A 24,037-nucleotide genomic window follows, 5' to 3' on the forward strand; every position below is an offset into this window, starting at 1 on the left:
GGAACGATGACACTGAAATCGACGATGGTGGCGGCGCTCGCCCTTCTCGTCAGCGCGGGCGCGGCCTGCGCCGAGGGGCAGCTGAACATCTATAACTGGGGTGACTACACCAGCCCCGAACTGATCAAGAAGTTCGAGGAGACCCACAAGGTCAAGGTGACCGTCACCGACTACGATTCCAACGACACGGCGCTGGCCAAGATCCGCGCCGGCGGCCATGGCTTCGACATCGTCGTCCCCTCGGCCAACTACATGCCGATCTGGATCAAGGAAGGCCTGCTGCTGGAGGCCCGCCCGGACCAGATGCCGAACTTCAAGAATGTCGACGCGCGCTGGGTGAACGTGCCGTGGGATCCCGGCCGGCACTATTCCGTGCCGTGGCAGTGGGGCGTCAGCGGCATCGGCGTGAACAAGAAGGTCTATGGCGGCGACATCAACACCTCGGCGATCTTCCTCGATCCGCCGAAGGAGCTGGTCGGCAAGATCAATGTCGAGCCGGAAATGAACGACGTGCTCTACGCCACGATCAAATATCTGGGCGGCAACTGGTGCACCACCGACAAGGCGCTGCTGAAGCAGGTGCGTGACAAGCTGCTGGAAGCCAAGCCGAAATGGCTGGCCATGGACTATTCCGTCACCGAGAAGCTGCCGTCGGGCGACTATGCCGGCGTGTATTACTGGAACGGCGCCATCCTGCGCTCGCGCCTGAAGAACCCGGACATCGCCTTCGGCTATCCCAAGGAAGGCTATCCGATCTTCATGGACAGCGTCGCCGTGCTGAAGGACGCCAAGAACCCGGAAAACGCCAAGGCCTTCATGAACTTCATCATGGAGCCGGAAAACGCCGCGATGATTTCGATCTTCGCCAAGTACTCCAACGGCATCAAGGGCTCGGAAGCCTTCTTTCCTGAAAACATGAAGGGCGCGCCGGAGCTGAACGTGCCGCCGCAGTTCGAGAAGGCCGGCGAGTTCCTGGAGACCTGCGCACCGGAAGTCTCCCAGCTCTATGCCCGCATCTGGACCGACATCAACAAGTGATCGGTACCATCTGACAACGACCGAGGGAGGGCCGCCGGCCCTCCCTTTTTTATGCCGCGAGGGAGGGGGCGGCAGCCCCCCGCTCACTTGGAAACGGTCTGCACGACCCGGCTCTAGCGCGTCATCCCGGCCGCAGCCGAAGGCGGAGAGCCGGGATCGTCCACCGGGACGGAGTGGTTCCAGTTCGCGTCAAGACAACGCGTTGATTGAGCGAATGGAGTATTTCCGGAGCGATCCCGGAAAGGACCTGCGGTCCTTCCGGGATGACGCCAACGGAAGAACCTTCAAGAAGGCGCCTCAGTTCTTCACCGTCTCTTCCAGGAAGAAGCGGCCGAGCGGGTTCTGGTGGAACTTCTCGATATTGCTGCGGGTGACGTTGATATAGGGGCTGTAATAGAGGTCGATCCAGTTGACGTCGCCCTTGGCGGTCTTCTGCAGCGTCACATACATCGCCTCGCGCTTGACCGGGTCGGTCTCCAGCCGGGCGGCTTCCACCAGCGCCTTCACCTCGTCGTTCTTGTAGCGGGTCATGTAGTTCAGATTGGTGTCGTGGCCGAGCACGAAGGTGGTCTTCTGGTCCGGGTCGAGAATGTCGTTGGTCCAGTACATGACCGAGATGTCGTAATCCCCGCTCACCAGCATGTCCCAGCTCTGGCTGGGGTCCACCTTCTGCAGGTTCACGCTCACGCCGGCCTTGGCCAGCTGCTGCTGCACCAGAACCGCGATCTGCTCGTCCGTCTCCTTGCCGGCATTGACGATGTAGTTGAGCGTCAGGCCCGAGGCGCCGGCATCGGCCAGCAGCTTCTTGGCCTTTTCCGGGTCATAGGGGCGCTGGAGATTGTCGGCATAGTGGTAGAGCGAGCCCTTGGGCACATAGGAATAGGCGACCTCGCCGAGATTGAAGGTCGCCGCCTCGACGATGGCCTTCTTGTCGATGGCGAGGTCCAGCGCCTCGCGCACCTCCTTCTTCGCCAGCGCGCCATGCTCGTGGTTGATGAGCATGTGGTCCTCGCGGGTGGAGGGGTCGCTGATGACCTTGAGCGCGGGATTGGTCTTCAGCTCGGCGACGCGCGAGAACGGCACGGTGATGGCGGCATCCACCTCGCCGGCCTGGATCTTCAGCATGCGGGTGTTGTCGTCGGGAATGACCAGCCATTCCACGCCGTCGAGGCTCACCTTGCCGGCGTCCCAGTAATTGGGGTTCTTCTTCAGGATGATGCGGTCGCCCCGGCGCCACTCCACCACGCTGAAGGCGCCCGAACCAACCGGCTTCTCGGCGAAGGTATCGGCGGCCGCGCCTTCCACCAGCTTCTTCGGCAGCACCGAGGCATTGGGCAGCGCCATCATGGAGAGGAACGGCACCGACTTGCCCTTCAGCTTCACCACCAGCGTCTTCGGGTCGGTGGCGGTCGCGGTGTCGATGATCTTGAAGCTGTCGGACCAGAGCGAGCCCTTGTCGTCGCGGATGCGGATCAGCGAGTAGGCAGCGTCCTCAGCGGTGACGGGCGCGCCGTCGGAGAACTTCGCGTCGCGCAGCTTGAAGGTATAGGTGAGCCCGTCCTCGGAGATGGTCCAGCTCTCGGCGAGGCCGGGCACCAGCTGGGTGCCGCTGGCATCGACGCGCACGAGCACGTCGAACACGTTGGAGAACACCCAGTTATCGACATTCTGCGCCGACTTGATGGGGTCGAAGGTGGTGGAATCCTCGTTGCGGGCGATGGTCAACACGCCGGCGGCATGGGCGAGGCTGGTGGAGAGCGAGAGGAGTGCGGCCAAAGCCGCGAGGCGGGACGTCCGGAGTGCGGTCTTCACGGTTTTTTCCTCTGGTGGTTAGACGGCAAGGGAAGGCGGCGGCGCGATGAGGCGCCGGTCCGGGTCGATGTCGGGAATGGCGGCGATCAGGGCGGCGGTGTAGGCCTCGCGCGGGCGCTCGAAGACCTCCGCGCAGGGCCCCTCCTCCACGATGCGCCCGTGATGCATCACCACCACCCGCGTGCAGAGATGGCGCACGATGGCGAGGTCGTGGGCGATGAACACCAGCGTCAGGTCCATGGTCGCCACCAGCCGCTGGAACAGCGCCACGATCTGCGCCTGGATGGTGACATCGAGCGCGGCGACACATTCGTCGGCGACGATCAGCCGGGGATCGACCGCCAGCGCCCGCGCGATTCCCGCGCGCTGGCACTGGCCGCCGGAAAGCTGGCGCGGGCGGCGGACGGCAAGGGCGGGATCGAGTTCGACCAGCCGCAGGAGTTCCTCGACGCGGGCGGGAATGGCGGCGGCCGGCACCTTGCCCTGCACGTGCAGCACCTCCATCAGCGTCTCGCCGATGGTGAGGCGTGGGTTGAGCGAGTTGAACGGGTCCTGAAACACCATCGCCGCCTGCTGGCGGATACGCGCCAGCGCCGCCCCCGGCTGCCCACGCAGGCTCAGCCCGTCAAAGGTGACATGGCCGTCGGAAATCGGCGTCAGCCCGAGCATGGCGCGCGCCAGCGTCGACTTGCCCGAGCCGCTCTCACCGACAATGCCCACCGTCTCGCCGGGACGGATCTGCAGCGACACGCCGGCGACCGCGCTGAAGCTGCGGCGCCGGCCGAACAGCCCGCCGGCGACGGGGAAGCGCACCTCCAGATCGTCGATCTCGACCAGCGGCCGCGGCGGCGGGGCGAACGCGCGCACGGGCTCGGCCGAAGCGGCCGGATCGGTCACATCGTCCACCTCATCGGACTCATCGTCCACCGGCAGTGAGGGGTGGCTGGCGATCAGCGCGCGGGTATAGGGATGCTGGGGGCGGGCAAGGAGGGCGCGTTTCTCGCCGACCTCCACCACCTGCCCCTGCCGCATGACAGCCACCCGGTCGCAGGTCTGGGCGACGACGCCGAGATCGTGGGTGATGAGGATGATCGACAAGCCCCGACTCTGGCGCAACTCCATGAGAAGACGCAGGATTTGCGCCTGGATGGTCACGTCGAGCGCGGTAGTGGGCTCATCGGCGATGAGGATTTTCGGATCGCATGTCAGCGCCACGGCGATCATGGCGCGCTGGCGCATGCCGCCGGAGAATTCGTGCGGGTAGGCGCCGAACTGGCGCAGCGGATCGGTGAAGCCGACCTGCCCCATCAGCGCAATCGCCTCCGCCTTCGCCGCCGCCCGGTCGAGCCGCCGGTGAAAACGCAGCCCCTCCACGATCTGGTCGCCGACCCGCATGACAGGATCGAGATGGCTGCTAGGATTTTGAAAAATCATGCCTATTTCGGCGCCGCGCACCTGCTGCATCTGCGGCTCACTCAGCGCCAGCAGGTCGCGCCCGCCCATGATTGCCGCCCCGCCGGTGACGGACAGCGCGCGTGAGGGCAGCAGTTGCAGCAGCGTGCGGCAGAGCAGGCTCTTGCCGGAGCCGCTTTCGCCCACGAGCCCGAGAATTTCGCCGGGCTGAAGATCGAGCGAGACGCGGTCAAGCAGGGTGCGCCGGCCATCGTCGCCGTTCACGGCGACGGAGAGATCGCGGACGGACAGCAGCGCGGCGCTCATTCGTGAACTCCCATCGCTTCGCCGAGCGCGTCGCCGATCATGGAAAAACCGAACGCCAGCAAAACGATAGCGAGTCCGGGAAACAGGGTGATCCACCATGCCTGCGACAGGAACGCCTGCCCCTCCGCGACCATGATGCCCCACTCGGCGGTGGGCGGCTGCACGCCGAGCCCGAGATAGGAGATGGCCGCGCCGGAGAGCAGCACCAGCACCGCGTCGGACATGCAGAACACCAGCGACCCCGCGACGGAATTCGGCAGCAGATGGCGGAACAGCACCCGCGTGCGCGAAAAGCCGAGGCTCACCGCCGCCACGGCGTAATCGGCATTCTTCAGCACGAGAATCTGCGCCCGGATGAGACGCGCATAGGACACCCAGCCAACCAGCGCCATGGCGATGTAGAAGCTGGAAAGCCCCGGCCCGAGAATGGCGATGATGGACAGCATCAACACGAGGAAGGGAAAGGCGAGGATGATGTCGATCAGACGCATCAGCACCGCGTCGACGACCCCGCCGAGATAACCGGCGATGGCGCCGATCACCGTGCCGATGACGAGCGGGAAGAACACGCCGATCAGCGCCATCTGCAGGTCGACACGGGCGCCGAAAATGAGCCGCGAGAGGATGTCGCGGCCGAAATTGTCGGTGCCGAACGGGTGCGCCCAGGAGGGCGGCTGCAGCCGCGCCGCCGCATCCTGGAAGATCGGGTCATAGGGCGCGATCAGCGGCGCGGCGAGCGCGGCGAGCACGAAGCCGCCGAGCAGCACGAGGCCGGCGACCAGCGTGCGGTTCATCCGCTTGGGGGAAACTGCGGCGCTCACAGCTTCACCCTCGGATCGGCAGCGACGGTGGCGATGTCGGCCAGGAAATTCACCAGCACGGTGGCGCAGGCGAACACCATCGCGACGCCCTGCACCACCATATAATCGCGCGAGAAAATGGCGCGCACCAGCAATTGCCCCATGCCGGGCAGCGCGAAAATGCTCTCGATCACCACCGTGCCGCCGATCAGCCAGCCGATGTTCACCGCCAGCAGATTGATGGTGGGCACGATGGAATTGGGCAGCACGTGGCGCCAGAACACGATGGATTCGGGCATGCCGCGCGCACGGGCGGCGGTGGCAACATCGGATTTCAGCCAGTCCACCATCGCCGCCCGCAGCGAGCGCAGCAGCACGGTGGACAGCGACAGCGCGATGGTGAGCGAGGGCAGCGCGAGATGGGCGAGCTTCTCACCCAGCGTGTCGCCATAGCCGGAAACCGGCAGCAGCGGGAATTTCACCGCCAGCAGCATGATCAGCATCAGCCCCAGCCAGAAGGGGGGAAAGCCGATGCCGAAGGTGGAGACGAAGCGGATCGCGTGATCGATCGGCCGCCCCTGGTTGCGGGCGGCGAGCGCGGCGAGTGGCACGGCGATGAAAATGGAAAGCAGCACGCTGCACAGCACCAGCGCGAAGGTCGGCTCAATGCGGGTGCCGATGAGGCGCAGCACGTCGATTTTGTAGACGATCGACATGCCCATCTCGCCATGGGCGAGATTGCGCAGGAAATAGAGATATTGCAGCCAGATAGGCTCATCGAGCCCGTATTGCGCGCGGATATTGGCGATGGCGGTCGGGGTGGCGCGCGCGCCCAGCAGCACCCGGGCCGGGTCGCCCGGGATCATCCGCACCAGCACGAAGGTGACGAGGCTGACGCCGAACACCACAGGCACGAACTGTAGCGGCCGCGTCAGGATGAAGGAGTAGCGACGCATCTCTAGCGCGACACGCTGGCGAGAAAATCGAGCAGCGGCGGGTAATAGCCGGCCGGGTTCTCGTAGAACGGCATGTGGCTGGCATTGGCGACGACGTTGAGCCGCACATCCGGCAAAGCGTGTTTCATCTTCATGGCGCAGGCTGGCGTGAGTTCGTCGCGCTCGCCCACCACGATGAAGGTCGGCACGGTGATCCGAGGCAGATCGGGAATGCGGTTCCAGTCCTTGAGATTGCCGATGTAGAGGAACTCGTTCGGCCCCTGCATGGTCATGTAGGGCCCCATGTTCCAATCGGAGAGCGAGCGCAGCACCGGCGCCGGCCATTCCGGCAGGCGGCAGACATGGCGGTAGTTCAGGATAGTGATCGCCGCCTGATATTCGGGGTGATCGAACGTGCCGGCGGCCTCATGCTTCTGCATCATCGCCACCGTCTCGGGACCGAGCGCGGCGCGCAGCTTCTCCAGCTCGCTCACCAGATGCGGCATGTCCGCCACCGTGTCGGCGAGGATCAGGCTTTTGAGCGCGTCCGGGTAGGTCAGGGCATAGTCTATGGCGAGCCAGCCGCCCCAGCTATGCCCGAGCAGATGCACCTTGCCGAGCCCCAGCGCGGTGCGCACCGTCTCCGTCTCCTCGACATAGCGCTCGATCGTCCACAGCGACGGATCGGTCGGACGGTCGGCGGCGCCGGTACCGAGCTGGTCGAAGGCGACGACGCGGTAGCCCTGGTCGATCAGGCAGGAATGCGCCTCGCGCAGATAGTCGCAGGGCAGGCCCGGCCCGCCATTCAGCAGCAGCACCGTTTCCTCACCGGCGCCGAAGCTGTAGGCGACCACGCGGTGCTCGCCGATGCTCACTTCCCGCCGCTCCTGCGGCTCGATTTCCCGCCACATCGCCCCGGCCGTCCCTGCTCAACATTAAGGCATGCTCAATTCCTAGAGAAATCGGGAGTCCAATCCAGCTATCAGAAGTGATAGGGTTGGCGCCGCGGAGCGGAGAAGGACGCAGCCATGGGCGCCCAGATTGCGGCGATGGAGGAACGTTTCGGCGCGGCGGCAACGCTCGGCGCACAAATCGACCTGCTGTTCGAGGCGATGGCTGGCTTCGGCTTCGACGCGCTCATCTACGACTACACACCGGCGCGCTACGATCTGCGCGGCGAGCAGATGCTTCCGTCCGTGCTGGAACTGCGCAATGTCGACGAGACCATGCGCGACTACTGGTTTGGCCACGGTTATTTCCGGCTCGACCCGGTGCAGAAAGTCGCGCTCGGCACCACAAGGCCGTTCGTCTGGAACTATGATTCCCATGCGCAGACGGTGATCCGCACCTTCATGAACGAGGACAGCGCCCCCGTGGCCGCCTTCCTTGCGGAGCGCGGCATGAGTGCCGGCGTCACCGTGCCGGTGCATCTGCCCGGCGGGGACTACGCGACTGTCACCGGCATACGCTGCGGCGACCATCGTTTCGCCGAGCACGAGGCGCCCGGCTGCCTCGGCGATTTCGGCCTGCTGGCGCATATGTTCCAGCACGCGGCGGCGGACGGGCTGCGCGGCGACCGCCGGCTCGACGGACTGCCCCGCCTCACCGCCCGCGAGCGCGAATGCCTGCGCCACGCCGCTGACGGGCTTTCCGCCAAGGAGATTTCCCGCACGCTCGGCCGCTCGGTGCCCACCGTGGTGATGCATCTCAACGCCGCCATGCGGAAGCTGGAGGCGAAGAACCGCACCCAGGCGGCGGTGCGCGCGGCCCGGCTGCGACTGCTCGACTGAGAGCGGGCCGCGCCGCCTATCACTTGTGATAGCTGCCGCGCCGGGACACCGCTTTCTATTTTCCTCGGCCATCGAAGGACAGCCGCAGGAGAATCGGCATGAGCGCAGCCGCCAGTGTGGAAGGGTTCATGCCCTTTCGGGGCTATGAAACCTGGTACCGCGTGACCGGCGATCTCGCCGGGCCGCGCCTGCCGCTGGTGGTGGCGCATGGCGGGCCGGGCTGCACCCATGATTACGTCGACGCCTTCAAGGGCATTGCCGCGCTCGATGGTCGGGCCGTCATTCATTACGACCAGCTCGGCAATGGCAAGTCGACCCATCTGCCGGAAAAGGGCGCGGAGTTCTGGACCGTCGACCTGTTCCTGGCGGAACTCGACGCCCTGCTCGCCCATCTCGGCATTGCCGGGCGCTATGCCTTTCTCGGCCAGTCCTGGGGCGGCATGCTCGGCGCCGAGCACGCGGTGCGGCGGCCGGAAGGGCTGAAGGCGCTCATCATCGCCAATTCACCCGCCAACATGCACACCTGGGTCGCCGAGGCGAACCGGCTGCGCCGCGACCTGCCCGAAGAGGTGCAGGCGACGCTGCTCGCGCACGAGGCCGCCGGCACCCTCACCCATCCCGATTACATCAAGGCCTCGATGGCCTTCTATGACCGCCATGTCTGCCGGGTCACGCCCTGGCCGGCGGAGGTCGCGCGCACCTTCGCGGCGATGGAGGCTGACAACACGGTCTATCGCCACATGAACGGGCCGACCGAGTTCCACGTCATCGGCACGATGAAGGACTGGACCATCGAGGACCGGCTGCCGCAGATCGCCGCGCCGACACTGCTGATCTCGGGCGCGCATGACGAAGCGACGCCGGAAGTGGTGCGCCCCTATCGCGAGAAGGTGCCGGACATTCGCTGGGCGCTGTTCGCCAACTCCAGCCACATGCCGCATGTGGAAGAGACGGAAGCGTGCCTCGCCACCGTCTCAGACTTCCTCAAGGAGCACGACGCACGGGGCTGACGGCCCGCCGCCGCGCCGGCCCGCTCAGGGCCGTTCGCCCCGCGCCAGACGGCCATTGATGACGGCCAGCACCGCCGGCAGATCGGCGACGCTGTCGATGACATAATGCGCCCCGGCCGCGGCGAGCTTGGCCACGGCGAGGGCCCGGCGGGCGGCGAATGCGGCGGGCGGCAGCGCCTCGGTATCGGCGCGCGAGAGGCCGAACACATTGCCGGAGACGGCGACGCCCACCGTCCAGGCGCTGGCGTTCAGTCCTTCGGCGATGCCGACCTCGGTGTCGTCGATCTTGACCACGGTGGAGGGCGGGTAGACCTGAAGGTCGGTCAGCACCTTCCACATCAGGAACGGCGTGGGGCGGCCATCGGGCACGTCGCCGGTGCAGGCCATGGCGTCGGCGACGAAGCCCTGCCCGGCCGCGATGGGCGTGATCTTCGCCATGATCTCGCGCGTGTAGCCGGTGGTGCTGCCGATCTTCAGCCCCTGCGCCCGCACAAACGCCGCCATGTCCGCCGCGCCGGGGATCAGGTCGGCGTAATCGGCCGCCACGGCGATGTTCTTCGGCACGAACACCTCATAGACCGCGTCGATATCCGCTTCGCCCGGCGCGTGGCCGTGCACGCGCTGCCACTCGGCGGCGATGCGCGGCATGGCGAGCAGCGCCGCCACATGCGGTCGCTTGGCCATGCCCATCGGCACCCGCGCTTCATCGATGCTGATCGCGACATTGAAGGCGGCAAAGGCGTCGACGAACGCGCCCATCGGGGCCAGCGAGCCGAAATCGACGACGGTACCGGCCCAGTCGAAAACGACGGCCTTCAGGTGAGACAGTGACATGACGTTAATCCGGTTGGAGGCTCCGATGCCGACGGCCCGGACCCTAGGTGCGCGGCTACGCTATCCCGCCCTTTGGTGTCAGGCGCAAGACCACGCCGCCGCCAAACCGAGACGGACGGCGTGGTCCTCGTCGCAGGATGCGCCTAGCGTGGTTTGCGCGACAGCGGGCAGCCATATTCCGCCCCGCCGCGCCCTCCATGCTCGCGCGAACACCGCATCGGATTGTGCGTCGCCTTGGGACACGAACTGACCATGCGCACCAGTTCGACCGGCGATTGCACGCCCATCTTGTGCAGAAGGTTGATGCGATGGCCTTCGACCGCCTTGACGCTGAGATTGAGCGCGTGCGCCGCCACCTTGTTGGGCTGGCCGCGCAGCATGCATTGCAGCACCGATTGCTCGCGCTCGGTGAGAGTGGCGAGCTTGGCGCGGATGCTGTCGCAGATGACCTCGCAGGCATAGTTCTGCGAATCCCAGCGGATCCAGTGCTGCACCAGCTGAAGCAGCACGGTGTCGTTCACCGGCTTCTCCAGAAAGTCGCGCGCGCCCGCATGCAGGGCCCTCACCGCCATCACCACATCGGCATGGCCGCTGATCATCACCACCGGCATGGTCCAGCCGATCCGCCCGACCTGCTCAAGCACATCGATCCCGTTGATGCCGGGCAACCGCACATCCAGCAGCAGGCAGGAAGGACGACTGATATGGGCGAGTTCGAGGAAGGGCTGCGGGTGCTGGAACATCTCGGTCCGCAGGCCGACCGACCGGAAGAGAGCGGCGAGTGAGGCATTGAGACCGGGGTCGTCGTCGACGATGTAGACCGCCGGCTCACGCATCGGCCACCTCGTCGCCGCCACGGCACGGCAGGCGGATGGTGAAGCGGCTGCCCTCAGCGCCCTCCGCTGCGGCCTCGATGCTGCCGCCGAGCCGCTGGGCCAGGGTGCGGGCGATGGACAGCCCCAGCCCCGAACCATTCACCTTGGTGGTGATGAAGGGCTCGAAGATGCGTTCGCCCAGCTCCGCCGGCAGGCCAATACCGGTATCACGCACATCGACCCGGACTTTCGACCTCCCCTCCCGCGTCGTGCGGATGTCGAGATGACGATGGCCGAGGGGCTGGGTGCCCATCGCCTGGATGGCGTTTGTCACCAGGTTGAGAATGATCTGCTGCAGAATGATCTGGTCACCCTGCACGGTCGGCAGGTCCGGCGCCAGATTCAGCCGGAAGTCGATGCACTGCTCGCGCATCGCCGGCTCGGCAAACCCCAGCACCACTTTCACCGCCGCATTGACGCACGCATCGGTGGACGGTTGCGGAGCTCCCTTCAGAAAGGAGCGCAGGCTCTTGACCACGTCGCCCGCGCGGGCCGCCTCTGAACCTATATTGATCAGAACCTCATCCAGTTCCCCGGCCCGCACCGCCCGACCGGTCAGCGAGCGACGGGCGGCACCGGCGAAATTGACGATGGCCCCGAGCGGCTGGTTGATCTCGTGTGCGAGCGCCATCGCCATTTCGCCGAGCGCCGCCTGGCGGTCGGCACGCAGCAGTTCCTCTACGAGAACCTCGGTGGCGCGCTGCGTCGCCCGCCAGGAGGTTTCGTCGATGAAGGCGAGCGCACGCAGCGTTCCCCCGCCTTCACCATCAATGGTGAAGCGCCGGATCCGCAGGTCCTGCGGCGGGCGGCCGGCCGCCATGCGCACCAGATCGATATCGTCCGCCTGCCCCTGAGTGTCCGAAAGCAGTGCGGCAATGTCGGCGGGAGCGAAGGCAAGATCGGAAAGAACAGCCTCAGCGGAGCGCCCGATGAGCTGGCTGCGCGTTCGCCCGAAGAGGCGACAGAAGGCGATGTTGGCGGTTCGTATCGCTCCACGACGGAAGCTGATCACCCCTTCGGGGAAATTCGCCAGGACCGCGTCCACCGGATCGCCCTGCCAAATTGTCCTCCTGCGCGCACCATTGAGACTTTTCGGTGGGCGACTAAAGGATTGTGGATCGCAGCCAAATATTACAGATGATTTCATTTCAATTTTCCCAATAAACTCTCGCCCCCGAGACCGTTTATCGTTAGACGTTTGGGTAATTAAGATGATCGATCAGCTGTTTCGGTACAGCTGCTCTCAAAATTATGCAAATGAATATTTTATTTTTGCGATCTGAAACTCGCCTATGGGCGTTTTTGACCCAAGTGCAATCGTCGCATTGCAGAAGCGAGCGGCTGCGTTTCCACCCGCAAATGTCGCGCCCAAGTCGAAAAATGCAGGCTGACCCCCGAATGATACCACCTCGGAATGTAGGTGGAAGCGGTTCTTGGGCAGCTGCACAAGGCGCTCCCCGCACTCAACCAAGGGTTTGCCCTGCTGCCACAAGGGCTAGCCCCCTACGGAACCCCAGTGTGCCCCGGCAAAGCCGGATTTGCCTGCCGCGACGGCGGGATAAGGCGCCTTTCGCTCCGGGGCGCGTCCATCGCAGTGTGGCGTCGCTCGAAGGCTCCGTTGGAGGCTCTGCGGAGCTCGTTCGGTGACATTCGGGAATTATCCAGCTTTCATTCTGAGGAGGTTCAAATGGCCGTAGAGAAGATCAACGCCTCGAGCAGCCTGGCCGAAGTCGTGGATCGTATCCTCGACAAGGGCGTGGTGGTCGATGCTTGGGTGCGCGTTTCGCTGGTCGGCATCGAGCTGCTGGCCGTCGAGGCCCGCGTCGTCGTCGCCGGCGTCGACACCTATCTGAAGTATGCCGAAGCCGTCGGGCTCACCGCGAGCGCCCAGGCGGCGTGAGGCGCGGCCGGGCGAGCCGTGAGGCCCCGCCCGGCGCCGCCTCCCGGAAGGGACCCGGCCGCGCGACGTGCATCGTTTCGCGCAGGGTCCTGAAGCCGGCACCGATCAGTCTGCTTCCAGGCTGGTCGGTGACTTCGGCGACATGCGCCAGCCAGGACGGCCCCCGTGCCCTTTCCGGCTACCGGCGACGACGACACCTCCACCGTCAACGAGGGCAAGGAGCATCCGAGCATGTCTTTGACCAGCCAGATTTCACAAACCATCGCGACCCTTGCCTCCACGCGCGAGGCGCGTCGCGAGGCGCTCGGTCGCATTCGCCAGGACAGCGCCCGCCACCTCGGCGAGGCCCAGGCCGCCCGGCGGCGATCGGCTTCGGAGCAGCAGAAGCGCCTCGACGAGGCCCTGCGCAGCATCAAGCTGGGCACCGCCATTCTCCTCGGCGAAGCCGATGAGCGGATTGACCGCTACCGCAAGGAACGCGCGCAGCAGGCCGCCCGCCTCGACCGCGCCCTCGCCGATGGCTTCAAGGCGTTGCGCGGCAATACCCGCAAATGGCTCGGCGCGCAGGCAACTCAGCGGAGCGCGGAAGCCGCCAAGGCACTTGGCCAGCGCCAGCAGGACCGGAAGGCCCTTGGCAACGCCGTGCAGGAGCTGACGGCGGGCAACATCGCCTTTCTGGCGGCGCTGACGTCGGACCGACAGAAGGCTTCCAGCCTTTGGCACGGGCGCGCCTCCTCCGGCAGCCCCGCCGCCTCGACCGCCAAGGTTGAACCGGCTCCCACCAAGGCCGAGCCGCCCAAGGTGGAGGCGTTCGCCGCCGTCGCCGAGCCAGTGAAGACCGAGCCCGCGCCGGTGGAGACCGCGCCGGCCGAAGTGGCGAAGGCGGAACCCGCCAAGGTCGAGCCGATCAAGGCGGAACCGGCCAAGACAGACGCCGTGAAGGCGGCGCCCGCCACCGCCGACAGCAAGCCCGGCAACGCCAAGCCGTCGACGGACAAGACTTCGACCGACAAGCCTTCGGGCGACAAGACGACCTCCGGCAAGTCCGCCTGACCGGCACGGCCGGGTTGATCGACAGGAGCGCCGGCGTGTTGACCGCGCCGGTGCAGGGCAGCAGTGCGACCCCGCCCATTCGGGCAAGACGAGGATTTTCGGCATGACGCGTGAGGCCGCATCTCAGGAGCCGGTATCGGCTCTTTCCGGTTTTGGCAGCGGAGCGCAGGCCGCGCCGAAAGAGGCCGGGCGTGCCGCCCGCTCCACGCTGACCCCTCGGCCACGTACAGGCTTCGTCGAGACCGATCAGGTGCGCGACCTGACCCGGCGCGGGCTTGCCTTCCTCAATGCCGGCTATCCCCTGCACTTCCGGGGTCCGGCAGGAACCGGCAAGACGACGCTGGCACTGCATGTGGCGGCGCAGCTGGGCCGGCCGGTCATCATCATCACCGGCGACAACGAACTCGGCACCTCCGATCTCGTCGGCTCGCAGCGCGGCTATCATTACCGCAAGGTGGTGGACCAGTTCATTCACAACGTCACCAAGCTGGAAGAAACCGCCAACCAGCACTGGACCGACCATCGGCTCACCACCGCCTGCCGCGAAGGGTTCACTTTGGTCTATGACGAGTTCACCCGCTCGCGACCGGAGACCCACAACGTCCTTCTCGGCGTGTTCGAGGAGCGGATGCTGTTCCTGCCGGCGCAGGCGCGCGAGGAATGCTACATCAAGGTCCACCCGGAATTCAGGGCGATCTTCACCAGCAACCCGCAGGAATATGCCGGCGTCCATGCCAGCCAGGACGCCCTTGCCGACCGGCTTGCGACCATTGACGTCGATTATCCCGACCGGGCGATGGAACTGGCGGTGGCCGCCGCCCGCACCGGGCTTCCCGAAGCCAGCGCCGGGCGGATCATCGACCTTGTCCGGGCCTTCCGCGCCTCCGGCGACTACCAGCAGACACCGACCCTGCGCGCCAGCCTGATGATCGCCCGGGTGGCGGCGCAGGAGGGCTTCGCGATCTCCGTCGACGATCCCCGCTTCGTGCAGCTCTGCTCCGACGCGCTGGAATCGCGCATCTTCTCCGGTCAGCGCGCCGAGAACCTCGCCCGCGAGCAGCGCCGCGCCGCGCTGCACGCGCTGATCGCCACACACTGTCCGCCGCTGACCCGCCCCCGCCGCGCTGGCCCGAAGGCCGGCATCGAAGGGGTGCTGCCATGACCGCCGAGCCGAAGACGCCGCGCACAAGGGGACTGCGGGACGTTGCCACCGTCCAGACCCGGCTGACCCGCTCCGCCCCGGCCAACCGTACCCAGGCCGTTAGCCGTTTCGCCCGGCTGGAGAATGAGCGCACCCGCCTCCTGCGCGAGCTGGAGGCCTGGAGCGCCCGCAGGGCGGAGGCGGAGCGGATGCTGGCCAAGGTGGATGAGGAACTGGCGACCATGCGCACGCTGCTCCTCGACGCCCCACCCTCCCCGGCTCGTGCCGCGCCCGCTCCCCGCCGGCGTCGGCGTGAGGAAGCCCAGGCCGCACCGCCGGCTTCGCCGCACGCGCTCATCGAATATTAGGCCTCCCGTTCCGCTAAGGGGAAACGCGCCATGACCGGTCAGGACGACAGCAAGGACAAGGACGAGGCCCCGCGGAAAAAGGCGGGTTCCCGGCCGGAGAACGCTTCCAAGGCCGAAGCCATGGCCGATCTCGGCGCCGCGTTTCGCGGCCTTGGCGGGCTGGTCGAAATGCTCGGCTCGCTGGTGGAAAAGGCCGAAGAGGTCCAGCGGGAAGGGGAATTCAAGGTCAAGGGCCTGGGCGACCAGGCCCGGGGCGTCTACGGGTTCAGCCTGCGCACCGGCATCAGCGGCGTTCCGCAGGTCCGCCGCTTCGGCAACCTCAACCCCACGGCCAAGGGCCCGGTGGTTGAGGATGTGCGCGAGCCGCTGGTGGACGTGTTCGACGAGGACGAGGAGGTCATCGTCACCGCCGAGATTCCCGGCGTGGCGGAAAGCGAGATCTCTCTGTCGCTGGAGGGCGACCAGCTCTCGCTGTCCACAACCGGCCGGCACCTCTACGCCAAGACGGTGAGCCTGCCCGGCCCGGTCGACCCGGCATCGCTGGAGCGGAGCCATCGCAACGGTATCCTTCAGGTCAAGCTGCGGAAGGTCTGACCCGATGACCGGCATCGTCGAGGGGGTCGGCACGTTCATGGTCGGTGCGGCCCGGGTCCGGGTCGTCACGGACTGCGCGGTCGACATCTCGGCCATCGTGCAGGCGGAAGAGCGCGTGGTGCGTAAGCTCGCGGATCAGGGCGCGTGGCCGCACGAGACGGTCACGCTGTTCGTGCTCGACGATCTCGCGCCGCTGGTCGGCCAGCTGGCGCGCACGCACCGGCTGCTCGCCGACGATCTGGTCCGCCTGCCCCAGCGCCCCATGGTCAATCTCTACGATCCGCGCCACGCCGGTGAGTGCTTTGTCTTCGTCAACCGTCCGATCATGATCGCGGAAGGCTTCTGGGGCGACGACCTTGCCGCCGAGGCGCTGCTCGCCCATGAGCATGCCCATCCGCTGTCGGAAGCACCGGCCACCATGGCGGCGCGCGGCCTCAAGGTGGAGGCCGATGGCCCGGCCGCGCTCGCCCCTCTCGCGGCGGAACTCGGCCACACCCTTTCCACCGGCGCGGTGACGGAACTTCTCGCCAACGCCTATTGCATCGCCCACGGTTTTGCCGACGCCCTGCACCATCTCGACCGGCTAAGCCTCGCACGGGCGGTGAACAATCTGCCACAACGCGCGGAACTGGAACGGCGCGCGGGCGCGGCCGTGGCCGCCGGCACGCTGGCGGAGAACCAGCTGCGCCCGCTGCTGCGGCTCGCCGACGCGCAGATCGGCCTGCCCTTCGCGCTGGAGGTCGTTCCCTTCGCCCAGGCGGGGCGCTCCGCCGCCGCCGCCGAACTCGACGCCCTGCTACTCGACGGGCTGATGGCGCGGATGGCCGCAGAGGTCGCCAGCACCTACCACGATCTGCGCGCCTGCTTCCTGCATCTGCGGCCGGAATGGACCGCGCCCGCCGTCGCCGCCTGGTGCACGCGCATCCTGGACCGCCTGTCGGATTTCCTCTCGGCCGGCGGCGCGCCGCTTTCCCTGCGTCTGGCCGCGACACCTCCCACCGCCGAGAGCCCGTCATGAGCGCCACCCTCACCCTGCCCGACACCGCCGCAACCGCCGCCGCCGGCGATGGCAAATATCTCTACGGCATCATCGAGGCCCCGGCGCCGGCGCGGTTCGATGTTCCGGCCATCGGCGGGCGGGGCGACGAGGTTCACACGCTCCAGCTCGGACGGCTCGCGGCCGTGGTGAGCAATTCGCCGCGCATCGACTACGACAATAGCCGCCGCAACATGCTGGCCCACACCAAGGTGCTGGAAGCGGTGATGGCCCGCCACACGCTGCTGCCCGTGTGTTTCGGCACCGTTGGTTCGGACGCGGAGACGATCATCGAGAAAATTCTGCGGGCGCGGCGGGACGAACTCGTCGGCCTGCTCGGCCAGATGCACGGGCGGATGGAACTCGGGCTCAAGGCGTCTTGGCGCGAGGAAACGCTGTTCGACGAGGTGCTGGCGGAAAACCCCGCCATCCGCAAGCTGCGCGACTCGCTGGTCGGCCGCTCGCCGGACCAGAGCCATTATGAGCGCATCCAGCTGGGCGAATTGATCGGCCAGGCCCTGCAACGCAAGCGGCAGGAGGATGAGGAGCGCGTGCTCGAACGTGTGCGCCCCTTCGTTCACAAGACGCGCCTCAACAAGGTGATCGGCGACCGGATGATCGTCAATGCGGCCTTCCTGGTCGACGAGGCGCTGGAGCCCGGACTCGACGCGGCCATCCGGGCGATGGACGAGGAATGGGGCGACCGGCTGAGCTTCAAATATGTGGGTCCGGTGCCGCCCTACAATTTCGTGACCATCACCATTCACTGGTAGGGCGAGCACCATGGGCATGCTGACGGATGTCGTTTTCGCCCCGGCCGTGGGACCCCTCAAGGGTGTCCTCTGGCTCGCCCGCCTCATCGCCGATCAGGCCGAGCGCACGCTCTATGACGAAGGCGTCATCCGTGCCGCGCTGCTGGATCTGGAACAGCAGCTGGACGCCGGCACCATCGACGAAGCGGCCTACGAGACGCAGGAGACCGTCCTGCTGGCGCGGCTGAAGATCGCCCGCGAACGCATGCGCAGCGGCCTCTAGCGACACGAACGGCCGGACGGAGCCCCGCTCCGCCCGGCGCGGCACATCACGGCACAGGCGCGGCCGCGCGGATAGGCCCGCGGAGCAGGAGACCAGGCATGGCGACGACATTGGAACTGATCCGCAAGGTGAAGACGCAGGTTCAGGAACTCACGGGCTTCTCCGCCGACAGCGTGTCCGAGTTCAACGCCAGCGACGGCGGGTGGGAGATGACGGTCAACCTGCTGGAGCTGAAACGCATTCCCTCCTCCACCGATCTGCTGGCGGCCTACCGGATCACGCTCGACGGCGAGGGCAATGTCACCAGCTATCACCGCCTGCGCCGCTATCTGCGCGACCAGGTGATGGAGGATGCGCCGTGAGCGAATGCCGAGCCGAGCGGCGCCGCCACGCGGCAGGCGTCGTGACAAGACCATGAGCCGCTTCGGCGCATGGAAGGGGAGTGAACCGGAATGAACGAACAGCGGATAGAGCATTCCCTTCAGGCGGTGGGGCTGGCGGATATTCTCGAACGCGTGCTCGACAAGGGCATCGTCATCGCCGGCGACATCACCATTTCGCTGGTCGAGGTGGAACTGCTGAACATACGCCTGCGGCTGGTGGTTGCGTCGGTCGACCGGGCGATGTCGATGGGCATCAACTGGTGGCAGAGCGACCCGCATCTCAACGCCCAGGCGCGTGAACTGGCGGAAGAAAACCGGCTGCTGCGCGCGCGTCTGGATCGGCTGGAGGCCGCGGTCGCGCCGCCGCTGGAGCCGGCGTCGGCCGGGCAGGAGGCGTCCCATGGCGGATGATCCCGCCCCGGCCAGCTTCCGGGTGTGCGAGGCGCCGACGCGCGATGTCGGCCGCGGCCTGATCCGGCTCGACCCCGACGACATGGTGCGGCTCGGTGTGGAAGTGGGCGATGTGGTCTCCATCCTCGGCCGCCGCACCACGGTGGCGCGGGTGATGCCGGCTCATGCCGGCATGCGGCGCCAGAACCTGGTGCAGATGGACGGGCTCGCCCGCGTCAATGCCGGCGCCAGCCTCGACGAGCAGGTCACGCTCCACCCGGCCACGGTGGCGAAGGCGCGCGCCGTGACGTTGGCGCAGGTCGGCGCCAGTGCCCGTTCGCCCGACACGCGGACCCTGCGGCGCCTGCTGGAGGGCATCCCCATGCTGGCCGGCGACCGCGTCCGCGCTGCGCTGGTCGGCGCCCAGACGCGCGAATTCACCGTCGAGAGTTCCGACCCGCCCGGCCCTGTCATGATCGGGCCGGAGACCCAGCTGCGCTGCCTCGACGGCACCAATGAGGGCAATGCCGTCACCTATGAGGATGTCGGGGGCCTCGCGCAGGAGGTCCGGCGCATCCGCGAGATGATCGAGCTGCCGCTGAAACACCCCGAAGTGTTCCAGCATCTCGGCATCGATCCGCCCAAGGGTGTGCTGCTCTGCGGCCCGCCCGGCACTGGCAAGACGCTGATCGCCCGCGCCGTGGCGCGCGAGGCCAATGTGCATTTCATCCACGTCAACGGCCCCGAAATCATCGACAAGATGTATGGGGCGAGCGAGGCGCAGCTGCGCCGCATGTTCGACGAGGCGGAAAAGAACGCGCCGTCCATCATCTTCGTCGACGAACTCGACGCCATCGCCCCCAAGCGCGAGGAGATGAGCGGCGACCGGCAGGTCGAGCGGCGGGTGGTCGCCCAGCTTCTGGGATTGATGGACGGGCTGCAGTCGCGCGGCCAGGTCATCGTCATCGCCGCCACCAACATTCCCAACGCCATCGACCCGGCGCTGCGCCGGCCGGGCCGGTTCGACCGCGAGATCATCGTCGGCGTGCCGGACGAGAACGGGCGCCGCGAGATCCTGGAAATCCATACGCGCGGCATGCCGTTGGCCGGCGATGTCGATCTCGCGCGCCTCGCCTTCCGCACGCCCGGCTTTGTCGGCGCCGACCTCGCCGCGCTGTGCCGGGAGGCGGCGATGAGCGCGCTGCGGCGGCTGATCCCCGACATCAATTTCGCCGATGGCCGCGTGCCGGACGAGAAGCTGGCGGCTCTGGTGGTCACGGCGGAGGATTTCGTCATCGCTCAGGCCGGCACGCAGCCCAGCGCCCTGCGCGAGATCGTCACCCAGCCCTCGCACAAGCGCTGGTCGGATGTGGGCGGGCTCGACGCCATCAAGCAGCTTCTGGTGGAAGCGGTGCAATGGCCGACCCGCCATGGCGCGCTCTATGCCGCCGCCGGCATCCAGCCGCCAAAGGGCATCCTGTTCTATGGCGGGCCGGGCACCGGAAAGACCCTGCTCGCCAAGGCGCTGGCGGGCGAAAGCGGCGCCAATTTCATCGCCGTGAAGGGCCCGCAGCTGCTGTCCATGTGGGCCGGCGAATCCGAGCGCGGCGTGCGCGAAGTGTTCCGCAAGGCCCGCCAGACCGCGCCCTGCATCATCTTCTTCGACGAGATCGATACGCTCACCCCCAATCGCGGCGCGACGGGCGGGGCGCTGACCGACCGTGTGGTGGCGCAGTTGTTGACCGAGATCGACGGTGTCGAGGATCTGCGCGGCGTCACCGTGCTGGCGGCCACCAACCGGCTCGACCAGATCGACGCCGCCCTGCTGCGCCCTGGCCGCTTCGATTTTCTCGTCGAGTTCCACGCCCCCGACCACGCAGGCCGCCGCGCCATTCTCGATGTGCACGCCGGGCGCATGCCGCTGGCGCCGGGCGTCGACCTCGACGCGCTCGCCGCCGCGACCGAGGGCATGGTCGGCGCCGAGATCGAGGCCCTGTGCCGGCAGGCCGGCGTCGCCGCCATCCGCGAACGGGTTATGGGCAACGCGCCGGCGGACGCGGCCGCGCTCACAGTGACCTCGCCTCATTTCGACGAGGCCCTGTCAGCCATGAAGAAGGAGCGTGCTTCATGAACGGTCTTCTCGTCTTCGCGGTGGTGCCGGCCGACCGGCACACACCCGGCCTGCTCGCCGCCGCCGAGGGGCTTCCGCCGGGGCTGCGCGTCGTCGTCGCCGGCCCCCTTGCCGCCGTGGTCGGCGACGCGCCGGAAGGCGGGCTGAAAGGGCGGGAGCGGAACGCGCTGCTGCCCTGGCTGCTGGCGAGCCAGAAGGTGATGGAACGGCTGCTGGCGCGCGGCCCGGTTCTGCCGGTCGCGCTCGGCACGGTGGCTGACGATGAAGAGCGCGTGCGGCGTATGCTCGATGCCGGGGCGCGCGTGCTTGATGAAGGCTTTCGGACCATCGGCGACAGCATCGAGATGAGCCTTTCCGTCGCCTGGCCGCTCGACACGGTGGTTGCGCGCCTGCTGCCCGGCGTCTCCGCCGAACTGGTGAGCGCGGCCGCCAGCGGCGGCGAGATCGAACGGCAGGCGCTCGGCACGCTGCTCGCCGGCCTTGTCGCGGCGGAGCGGCGTCGGGTGAGGGCGCGGCTGGTCGAGCGGCTGGCGGAGATCGTCCGGGACTTCACCGTCAGCGAGCCGACCGAGAGGGGAGGCGTCGTCGACCTGGCGCTTCTGGTCGACCGGGCAGCGGAGCCGGCGCTGGGCGCGGTGCTGGACGCGCTCGACGCCGAATTCGACGGCACCCTCACCTTCCGTCTCGTCAGCCCGCTCCCTCCCTACAGCTTCGCCACGGTGCAGGCTCATCTGGCCACATCCGCCGAGCTCGCCGCCGCCCGGCAGGTACTCGGCGTGGCGCCGGGCGCGGCGCCCGAAGCGGTCAAGGCCGCCTACCGCCGGCTGGCGCGCGAGACGCACCCTGATCTGGTGCCGACCGGCACAGAGGACGGAGACGACCGCATGGCGGATGTCGGCCCGGCCGGCGACGCGGCACGCTTCCTTGTGCTGTCCGACGCCTTCCGGGTCTTGGAGGGCGAAGCGTCGCCGGTGTCGCTGCGCCGGCCCGACACGCTTTTGCGGGAGTGACCGACCGGCCGGCGGCATCGGCCGCGACACAAACGGAGCCGCGGCAAGCGGCCGCGAGGGAGGCACGCATGCTGTATGTCTACGCCATCGTGGCCGATCACGCCGCGGGAGTGGAGGCGCTTCTGCCGGCGGAGGGCATCCTGCCCGGCGTCGCGGTGCGGCTCGTGCCGGCGGGTGCGTTCCACCGGCCGGCGCCGGAGGCCAGCAGCCTCAGCGTGCTGGTCAGCGAGGTGCCGGACACCGTCTTCGGCGAGGAGACGCTGCGCGCGCATCTCGGCGATGCCGACTGGACCCGCGCCCGCATTCTCGCCCATCAGCGTGTGGTCTCGGCCCTGCTTCCGGTGGCGACCGTTCTGCCGCTGAAATTCTGCACCCTGTTCGCGCAGGACGCCTCGCTCGCCGCGGCCCTTGCCACTCAGCGCCCGGCGCTGGAGGCCACCGTCGCCCGTCTGCGCGGGGCGCGGGAATGGGGCGTGAAGCTGTTCTTCGCCGCCCCGCCCCGCTCCACCCTCCCCCTTGAGCCGGTCGGCGCCGGGGCCGGGCTGGCGTTCTTCCGCCGCAAAAAGCAAGAGCAGGAGGCCCGTGCCGCTGCCGAGGCCGCGCTCGACCACTGCGTCGCCGCCAGCCATCGCCGCCTCGCCAGGCTGGCACGGGCGGCGGTCGCCAATCCGTTGCAGCCACCGGAACTCCACGGGCAGGCGGCGGTGATGGCGCTCAACGGCGCCTATCTCGTCGCGGCGGAGGACGAGCCGGCGTGGCGGGACGCGCTCGCCGAACTGGAACAGGCCCATGCCGCCAGCGGCGCCCGCTATGTGCTCACCGGCCCCTGGGCCCCGTATCATTTCACAGGAGACGGGCTTGTCTGAGCTTCCCCCCATGCCATCGCGCCATTCCGGCGAGATCGCAGTCGCCGATCTGCTCGACCGCGCCCTGCACAAGGGTCTCGTCATCTGGGGCGAGGCAACGATCTCGGTGGCGGGGGTCGATCTCGTCTATCTCGGCCTCAAGCTTCTTCTGACCTCGACCGACACCATGAACCGGATGCGCGCGACGGCCAACGCCCCGCCGGACGAGTGGCATCTCCAGGCCGATTAGGGCGACGCCCATGCTGTATCTCTACGCCATATTGGAAACGCCGCCGCCGCAGAAAACGCTTCCCACCGGCATTGGCGGGGCGGTGCCGCTCTTTGTCGAATCGCACGGCCTTGCCTGCGCCGCGAGCGAGGCAGCGGATGCGACCATCGCGCCGGAACCGTCGCAAATCTGGCGCCATCAGGAGGTCGTGGCGGCGTTGATGGAAGGGCGGCCGGTGCTTCCGCTACGCTTTGGAACCGTCGTGGCCGACGCCGCCGCCGGGCTGCGTCTGCTGGCGCGCCATCATGCCGAGCTGAGCGCCCAGCTCGACCGGGTGCGCCATTGCGTCGAATTCGCGCTGCGCGTCGCCGGTTTCGCCGACCACGCCGATCCGAGCCTTGATACCGGGCCACTGGCCGGGGCGGGACCGGGCGCGTCGCATCTGCGCACTCTCGTCCGGCGGGAGCGTGGCTGGCCCGCCTCCAGCGACGCTTTCCCGCATGGCACGCTCAATACCCACGCACAATCCCGGTTGCTCTGGGCCCGCTCGCCCTCGCAGCCGGACCTGCGCGCCTCCTTCCTCGTCCAGCGGCGTAGCGCCGCCGCCTTTCTCGCCGATGTCGCCGCGCTGCAACGCCTGCGGCCCGACCTCGGCATCACGGTCACCGGGCCCTGGCCGCCCTATTCCTTTTCTGATCCCGACCTTTCCGGAGGCCCCGAATGACCGCGCCCTGCACGGCCGAAACCCTGGAGAACGCTCTGCGCGGGCGAATCGACATCGATCCGGAAAAGGTGGAGCAGGGGCTGGTCAAGCTGGTGCTGATGCTGGTGGAAACGGTGCGCCAGGTGGTCGAGCGGCAGGCGATCCGCCGGGTGGAGGGCGGCACGCTTTCCGAGGAGGAGACCGAGCGGCTCGGGCTCGCCCTGCTGCGGCTTGAAGAGAAGATGGCTGAGCTGCGCCAGCATTTCGGGCTGGACGACGCGGACCTCGATCTCAAGCTGCACCTGCCTTTGAGCGAGCTTTAGTCGCCGTCTCCACGCCGCAGCGCCGCCTGCCGATCGCACGCATTGCCTGTCGCTGCGTGCGGCGACCCGCCACTTGCCGCTTC

27 protein-coding genes are annotated in these 24,037 nt (G+C 67.6%); 19 read left to right on the forward strand and 8 right to left on the reverse strand.

Translation table 11 applies throughout. The annotated features are described in order from the left end of the window. Positions 1 to 6 precede the first annotated feature (6 nt). Positions 7 to 1,038, forward strand: coding sequence for an extracellular solute-binding protein (locus ACP2AH_RS01230; protein ID WP_425104161.1), 1,032 nt, complete (start codon positions 7 to 9; stop codon positions 1,036 to 1,038). A 297-nt stretch (positions 1,039 to 1,335) separates the two neighbouring features. On the opposite strand, the gene ACP2AH_RS01235 is transcribed toward ACP2AH_RS01230, so the two are convergent. From ACP2AH_RS01235 to ACP2AH_RS01255, 5 genes are read right to left on the reverse strand one after another with little or no spacing between them, the layout of a single operon-like run. Further along, positions 1,336 to 2,850 carry an ABC transporter substrate-binding protein gene (locus ACP2AH_RS01235; RefSeq protein WP_425104162.1) on the reverse strand — a complete coding sequence of 505 codons (1,515 nt, stop codon included), beginning with the start codon at positions 2,848 to 2,850 and terminating at the stop codon, positions 1,336 to 1,338. A gap of 18 nt (positions 2,851 to 2,868) precedes the next feature. Next, positions 2,869 to 4,569: a dipeptide ABC transporter ATP-binding protein gene (locus ACP2AH_RS01240; RefSeq protein ID WP_425104163.1), complete on the reverse strand. Its 1,701-nt coding sequence runs from the start codon at positions 4,567 to 4,569 to the stop codon at positions 2,869 to 2,871. Further along, positions 4,566 to 5,363, reverse strand: a complete 798-nt coding sequence (locus ACP2AH_RS01245) for an ABC transporter permease (protein ID WP_425104708.1) — start codon at positions 5,361 to 5,363, stop codon at positions 4,566 to 4,568. Before ACP2AH_RS01245 ends, ACP2AH_RS01240 begins: the two co-directional genes overlap by 4 nt. A 23-nt stretch (positions 5,364 to 5,386) precedes the next feature. Then, the gene (locus tag ACP2AH_RS01250; protein WP_425104164.1) at positions 5,387 to 6,325 is read right to left on the reverse strand and encodes an ABC transporter permease; all 939 of its coding nucleotides are present in this window, start codon (positions 6,323 to 6,325) and stop codon (positions 5,387 to 5,389) included. A gap of 2 nt (positions 6,326 to 6,327) precedes the next feature. Beyond that, complete coding sequence (locus ACP2AH_RS01255) at positions 6,328 to 7,215, reverse strand: proline iminopeptidase-family hydrolase (protein WP_425104165.1); 888 nt, start codon at positions 7,213 to 7,215, stop codon at positions 6,328 to 6,330. A gap of 117 nt (positions 7,216 to 7,332) precedes the next feature. Here ACP2AH_RS01255 and ACP2AH_RS01260 point away from each other — a divergent pair, with 117 nt between their 5' ends. Together ACP2AH_RS01260 and ACP2AH_RS01265 are read left to right on the forward strand one after the other, a co-directional pair. Continuing rightward, on the forward strand, positions 7,333 to 8,094 hold the full coding sequence (locus ACP2AH_RS01260; protein WP_425104166.1) for a helix-turn-helix transcriptional regulator: 762 nt from the start codon (positions 7,333 to 7,335) through the stop codon (positions 8,092 to 8,094). 98 nt (positions 8,095 to 8,192) lie between these two features. Then, on the forward strand, positions 8,193 to 9,104 hold the full coding sequence (locus ACP2AH_RS01265) for a proline iminopeptidase-family hydrolase (RefSeq protein ID WP_425104167.1): 912 nt from the start codon (positions 8,193 to 8,195) through the stop codon (positions 9,102 to 9,104). A 24-nt stretch (positions 9,105 to 9,128) separates the two neighbouring features. Here the strand turns inward: ACP2AH_RS01265 and phnX are convergent, their stop codons facing one another. From phnX to ACP2AH_RS01280, 3 genes are all read right to left on the reverse strand, one after another. After that, on the reverse strand, positions 9,129 to 9,938 hold the full coding sequence (gene phnX / locus ACP2AH_RS01270) for a phosphonoacetaldehyde hydrolase (protein ID WP_425104168.1): 810 nt from the start codon (positions 9,936 to 9,938) through the stop codon (positions 9,129 to 9,131). A 143-nt stretch (positions 9,939 to 10,081) separates the two neighbouring features. After that, entirely contained in the window at positions 10,082 to 10,774 is a 693-nt protein-coding gene (locus tag ACP2AH_RS01275) for a response regulator transcription factor (protein ID WP_425104169.1), read from the reverse strand. Beyond that, positions 10,767 to 11,858, reverse strand: a complete 1,092-nt coding sequence (locus tag ACP2AH_RS01280) for a sensor histidine kinase (protein ID WP_425104170.1) — start codon at positions 11,856 to 11,858, stop codon at positions 10,767 to 10,769. Before ACP2AH_RS01280 ends, ACP2AH_RS01275 begins: the two co-directional genes overlap by 8 nt. A gap of 642 nt (positions 11,859 to 12,500) precedes the next feature. Between ACP2AH_RS01280 and gvpA the strand changes: the two genes are divergently transcribed. From gvpA to ACP2AH_RS01360, 16 genes are all read left to right on the forward strand, one after another. Further along, positions 12,501 to 12,713: a gas vesicle structural protein GvpA gene (gene gvpA, locus ACP2AH_RS01285; protein WP_018390783.1), complete on the forward strand. Its 213-nt coding sequence runs from the start codon at positions 12,501 to 12,503 to the stop codon at positions 12,711 to 12,713. 165 nt (positions 12,714 to 12,878) lie between these two features. Next, positions 12,879 to 13,766 (forward strand): hypothetical protein, encoded by an 888-nt coding sequence (locus ACP2AH_RS01290; RefSeq protein WP_425104171.1) that lies wholly within the window; start codon positions 12,879 to 12,881, stop codon positions 13,764 to 13,766. 103 nt (positions 13,767 to 13,869) lie between these two features. Then, positions 13,870 to 14,928 carry a gas vesicle protein GvpN gene (gene gvpN, locus ACP2AH_RS01295; RefSeq protein ID WP_425104172.1) on the forward strand — a complete coding sequence of 353 codons (1,059 nt, stop codon included), beginning with the start codon at positions 13,870 to 13,872 and terminating at the stop codon, positions 14,926 to 14,928. Further along, a complete protein-coding gene (locus tag ACP2AH_RS01300) occupies positions 14,925 to 15,275 on the forward strand; it encodes a hypothetical protein (RefSeq protein WP_425104173.1) in 351 nt (116 codons plus the stop codon). Before gvpN ends, ACP2AH_RS01300 begins: the two co-directional genes overlap by 4 nt. 30 nt (positions 15,276 to 15,305) lie before the next feature. Next, a complete protein-coding gene (locus ACP2AH_RS01305) occupies positions 15,306 to 15,869 on the forward strand; it encodes an Hsp20/alpha crystallin family protein (protein WP_425104174.1) in 564 nt (187 codons plus the stop codon). A 4-nt stretch (positions 15,870 to 15,873) separates the two neighbouring features. After that, positions 15,874 to 16,887, forward strand: coding sequence for a hypothetical protein (locus ACP2AH_RS01310; RefSeq protein ID WP_425104175.1), 1,014 nt, complete (start codon positions 15,874 to 15,876; stop codon positions 16,885 to 16,887). Beyond that, positions 16,884 to 17,678: a GvpL/GvpF family gas vesicle protein gene (locus tag ACP2AH_RS01315; RefSeq protein WP_425104176.1), complete on the forward strand. Its 795-nt coding sequence runs from the start codon at positions 16,884 to 16,886 to the stop codon at positions 17,676 to 17,678. Before ACP2AH_RS01310 ends, ACP2AH_RS01315 begins: the two co-directional genes overlap by 4 nt. 10 nt (positions 17,679 to 17,688) lie before the next feature. After that, on the forward strand, positions 17,689 to 17,940 hold the full coding sequence (locus ACP2AH_RS01320) for a gas vesicle protein GvpG (RefSeq protein WP_425104177.1): 252 nt from the start codon (positions 17,689 to 17,691) through the stop codon (positions 17,938 to 17,940). 98 nt (positions 17,941 to 18,038) lie between these two features. Next, positions 18,039 to 18,302 (forward strand): gas vesicle protein, encoded by a 264-nt coding sequence (locus tag ACP2AH_RS01325; protein WP_425104178.1) that lies wholly within the window; start codon positions 18,039 to 18,041, stop codon positions 18,300 to 18,302. Positions 18,303 to 18,392: 90 nt separating this feature from the next. Next, positions 18,393 to 18,734: a gas vesicle protein gene (locus ACP2AH_RS01330; RefSeq protein WP_425104179.1), complete on the forward strand. Its 342-nt coding sequence runs from the start codon at positions 18,393 to 18,395 to the stop codon at positions 18,732 to 18,734. Further along, a complete protein-coding gene (locus tag ACP2AH_RS01335; RefSeq protein ID WP_425104180.1) occupies positions 18,724 to 20,844 on the forward strand; it encodes a CDC48 family AAA ATPase in 2,121 nt (706 codons plus the stop codon). Before ACP2AH_RS01330 ends, ACP2AH_RS01335 begins: the two co-directional genes overlap by 11 nt. Further along, complete coding sequence (locus tag ACP2AH_RS01340) at positions 20,841 to 21,854, forward strand: GvpL/GvpF family gas vesicle protein (RefSeq protein ID WP_425104181.1); 1,014 nt, start codon at positions 20,841 to 20,843, stop codon at positions 21,852 to 21,854. The genes ACP2AH_RS01335 and ACP2AH_RS01340 overlap by 4 nt, the downstream gene beginning before the upstream one ends. Positions 21,855 to 21,922: 68 nt before the next feature. Further along, positions 21,923 to 22,720, forward strand: coding sequence for a GvpL/GvpF family gas vesicle protein (locus tag ACP2AH_RS01345; RefSeq protein WP_425104182.1), 798 nt, complete (start codon positions 21,923 to 21,925; stop codon positions 22,718 to 22,720). Next, positions 22,713 to 22,949 (forward strand): gas vesicle protein, encoded by a 237-nt coding sequence (locus tag ACP2AH_RS01350; protein ID WP_425104183.1) that lies wholly within the window; start codon positions 22,713 to 22,715, stop codon positions 22,947 to 22,949. The genes ACP2AH_RS01345 and ACP2AH_RS01350 overlap by 8 nt, the downstream gene beginning before the upstream one ends. A 10-nt stretch (positions 22,950 to 22,959) precedes the next feature. Further along, positions 22,960 to 23,652 carry a GvpL/GvpF family gas vesicle protein gene (locus ACP2AH_RS01355; RefSeq protein ID WP_425104184.1) on the forward strand — a complete coding sequence of 231 codons (693 nt, stop codon included), beginning with the start codon at positions 22,960 to 22,962 and terminating at the stop codon, positions 23,650 to 23,652. After that, on the forward strand, positions 23,649 to 23,954 hold the full coding sequence (locus ACP2AH_RS01360; protein ID WP_425104185.1) for a gas vesicle protein K: 306 nt from the start codon (positions 23,649 to 23,651) through the stop codon (positions 23,952 to 23,954). The genes ACP2AH_RS01355 and ACP2AH_RS01360 overlap by 4 nt, the downstream gene beginning before the upstream one ends. The last annotated feature ends 83 nt before the right edge of the window (positions 23,955 to 24,037 follow it).

The sequence above is a fragment of the Ancylobacter sp. genome (assembly GCF_965249975.1).
Taxonomy (GTDB): Bacteria; Pseudomonadota; Alphaproteobacteria; order Rhizobiales; family Xanthobacteraceae; genus Ancylobacter.

Excerpts from the sequence above, each read along its gene's own strand:
- ACP2AH_RS01330 (WP_425104179.1), top strand. The coding sequence starts at position 18,393 with ATGAACGAACAGCGGATAGAGCATTCCCTTCAGGCGGTGGGGCTGGCG.
- ACP2AH_RS01245 (WP_425104708.1), bottom strand. The coding sequence starts at position 5,363 with ATGAACCGCACGCTGGTCGCCGGCCTCGTGCTGCTCGGCGGCTTCGTG.
- ACP2AH_RS01325 (WP_425104178.1), top strand. The coding sequence starts at position 18,039 with ATGGCGACGACATTGGAACTGATCCGCAAGGTGAAGACGCAGGTTCAG.
- ACP2AH_RS01315 (WP_425104176.1), top strand. The coding sequence starts at position 16,884 with ATGAGCGCCACCCTCACCCTGCCCGACACCGCCGCAACCGCCGCCGCC.
- gvpA (WP_018390783.1), top strand. The coding sequence starts at position 12,501 with ATGGCCGTAGAGAAGATCAACGCCTCGAGCAGCCTGGCCGAAGTCGTG.
- ACP2AH_RS01275 (WP_425104169.1), bottom strand. The coding sequence starts at position 10,774 with ATGCGTGAGCCGGCGGTCTACATCGTCGACGACGACCCCGGTCTCAAT.
- ACP2AH_RS01265 (WP_425104167.1), top strand. The coding sequence starts at position 8,193 with ATGAGCGCAGCCGCCAGTGTGGAAGGGTTCATGCCCTTTCGGGGCTAT.
- ACP2AH_RS01300 (WP_425104173.1), top strand. The coding sequence starts at position 14,925 with ATGACCGCCGAGCCGAAGACGCCGCGCACAAGGGGACTGCGGGACGTT.
- ACP2AH_RS01255 (WP_425104165.1), bottom strand. The coding sequence starts at position 7,215 with ATGTGGCGGGAAATCGAGCCGCAGGAGCGGCGGGAAGTGAGCATCGGC.
- ACP2AH_RS01250 (WP_425104164.1), bottom strand. The coding sequence starts at position 6,325 with ATGCGTCGCTACTCCTTCATCCTGACGCGGCCGCTACAGTTCGTGCCT.
- ACP2AH_RS01230 (WP_425104161.1), top strand. The coding sequence starts at position 7 with ATGACACTGAAATCGACGATGGTGGCGGCGCTCGCCCTTCTCGTCAGC.
- ACP2AH_RS01355 (WP_425104184.1), top strand. The coding sequence starts at position 22,960 with ATGCTGTATCTCTACGCCATATTGGAAACGCCGCCGCCGCAGAAAACG.
- ACP2AH_RS01305 (WP_425104174.1), top strand. The coding sequence starts at position 15,306 with ATGACCGGTCAGGACGACAGCAAGGACAAGGACGAGGCCCCGCGGAAA.
- ACP2AH_RS01310 (WP_425104175.1), top strand. The coding sequence starts at position 15,874 with ATGACCGGCATCGTCGAGGGGGTCGGCACGTTCATGGTCGGTGCGGCC.
- ACP2AH_RS01345 (WP_425104182.1), top strand. The coding sequence starts at position 21,923 with ATGCTGTATGTCTACGCCATCGTGGCCGATCACGCCGCGGGAGTGGAG.
- ACP2AH_RS01360 (WP_425104185.1), top strand. The coding sequence starts at position 23,649 with ATGACCGCGCCCTGCACGGCCGAAACCCTGGAGAACGCTCTGCGCGGG.
- phnX (WP_425104168.1), bottom strand. The coding sequence starts at position 9,938 with ATGTCACTGTCTCACCTGAAGGCCGTCGTTTTCGACTGGGCCGGTACC.
- ACP2AH_RS01335 (WP_425104180.1), top strand. The coding sequence starts at position 18,724 with ATGGCGGATGATCCCGCCCCGGCCAGCTTCCGGGTGTGCGAGGCGCCG.
- ACP2AH_RS01340 (WP_425104181.1), top strand. The coding sequence starts at position 20,841 with ATGAACGGTCTTCTCGTCTTCGCGGTGGTGCCGGCCGACCGGCACACA.
- ACP2AH_RS01260 (WP_425104166.1), top strand. The coding sequence starts at position 7,333 with ATGGGCGCCCAGATTGCGGCGATGGAGGAACGTTTCGGCGCGGCGGCA.
- ACP2AH_RS01240 (WP_425104163.1), bottom strand. The coding sequence starts at position 4,569 with ATGAGCGCCGCGCTGCTGTCCGTCCGCGATCTCTCCGTCGCCGTGAAC.
- ACP2AH_RS01320 (WP_425104177.1), top strand. The coding sequence starts at position 17,689 with ATGGGCATGCTGACGGATGTCGTTTTCGCCCCGGCCGTGGGACCCCTC.
- gvpN (WP_425104172.1), top strand. The coding sequence starts at position 13,870 with ATGACGCGTGAGGCCGCATCTCAGGAGCCGGTATCGGCTCTTTCCGGT.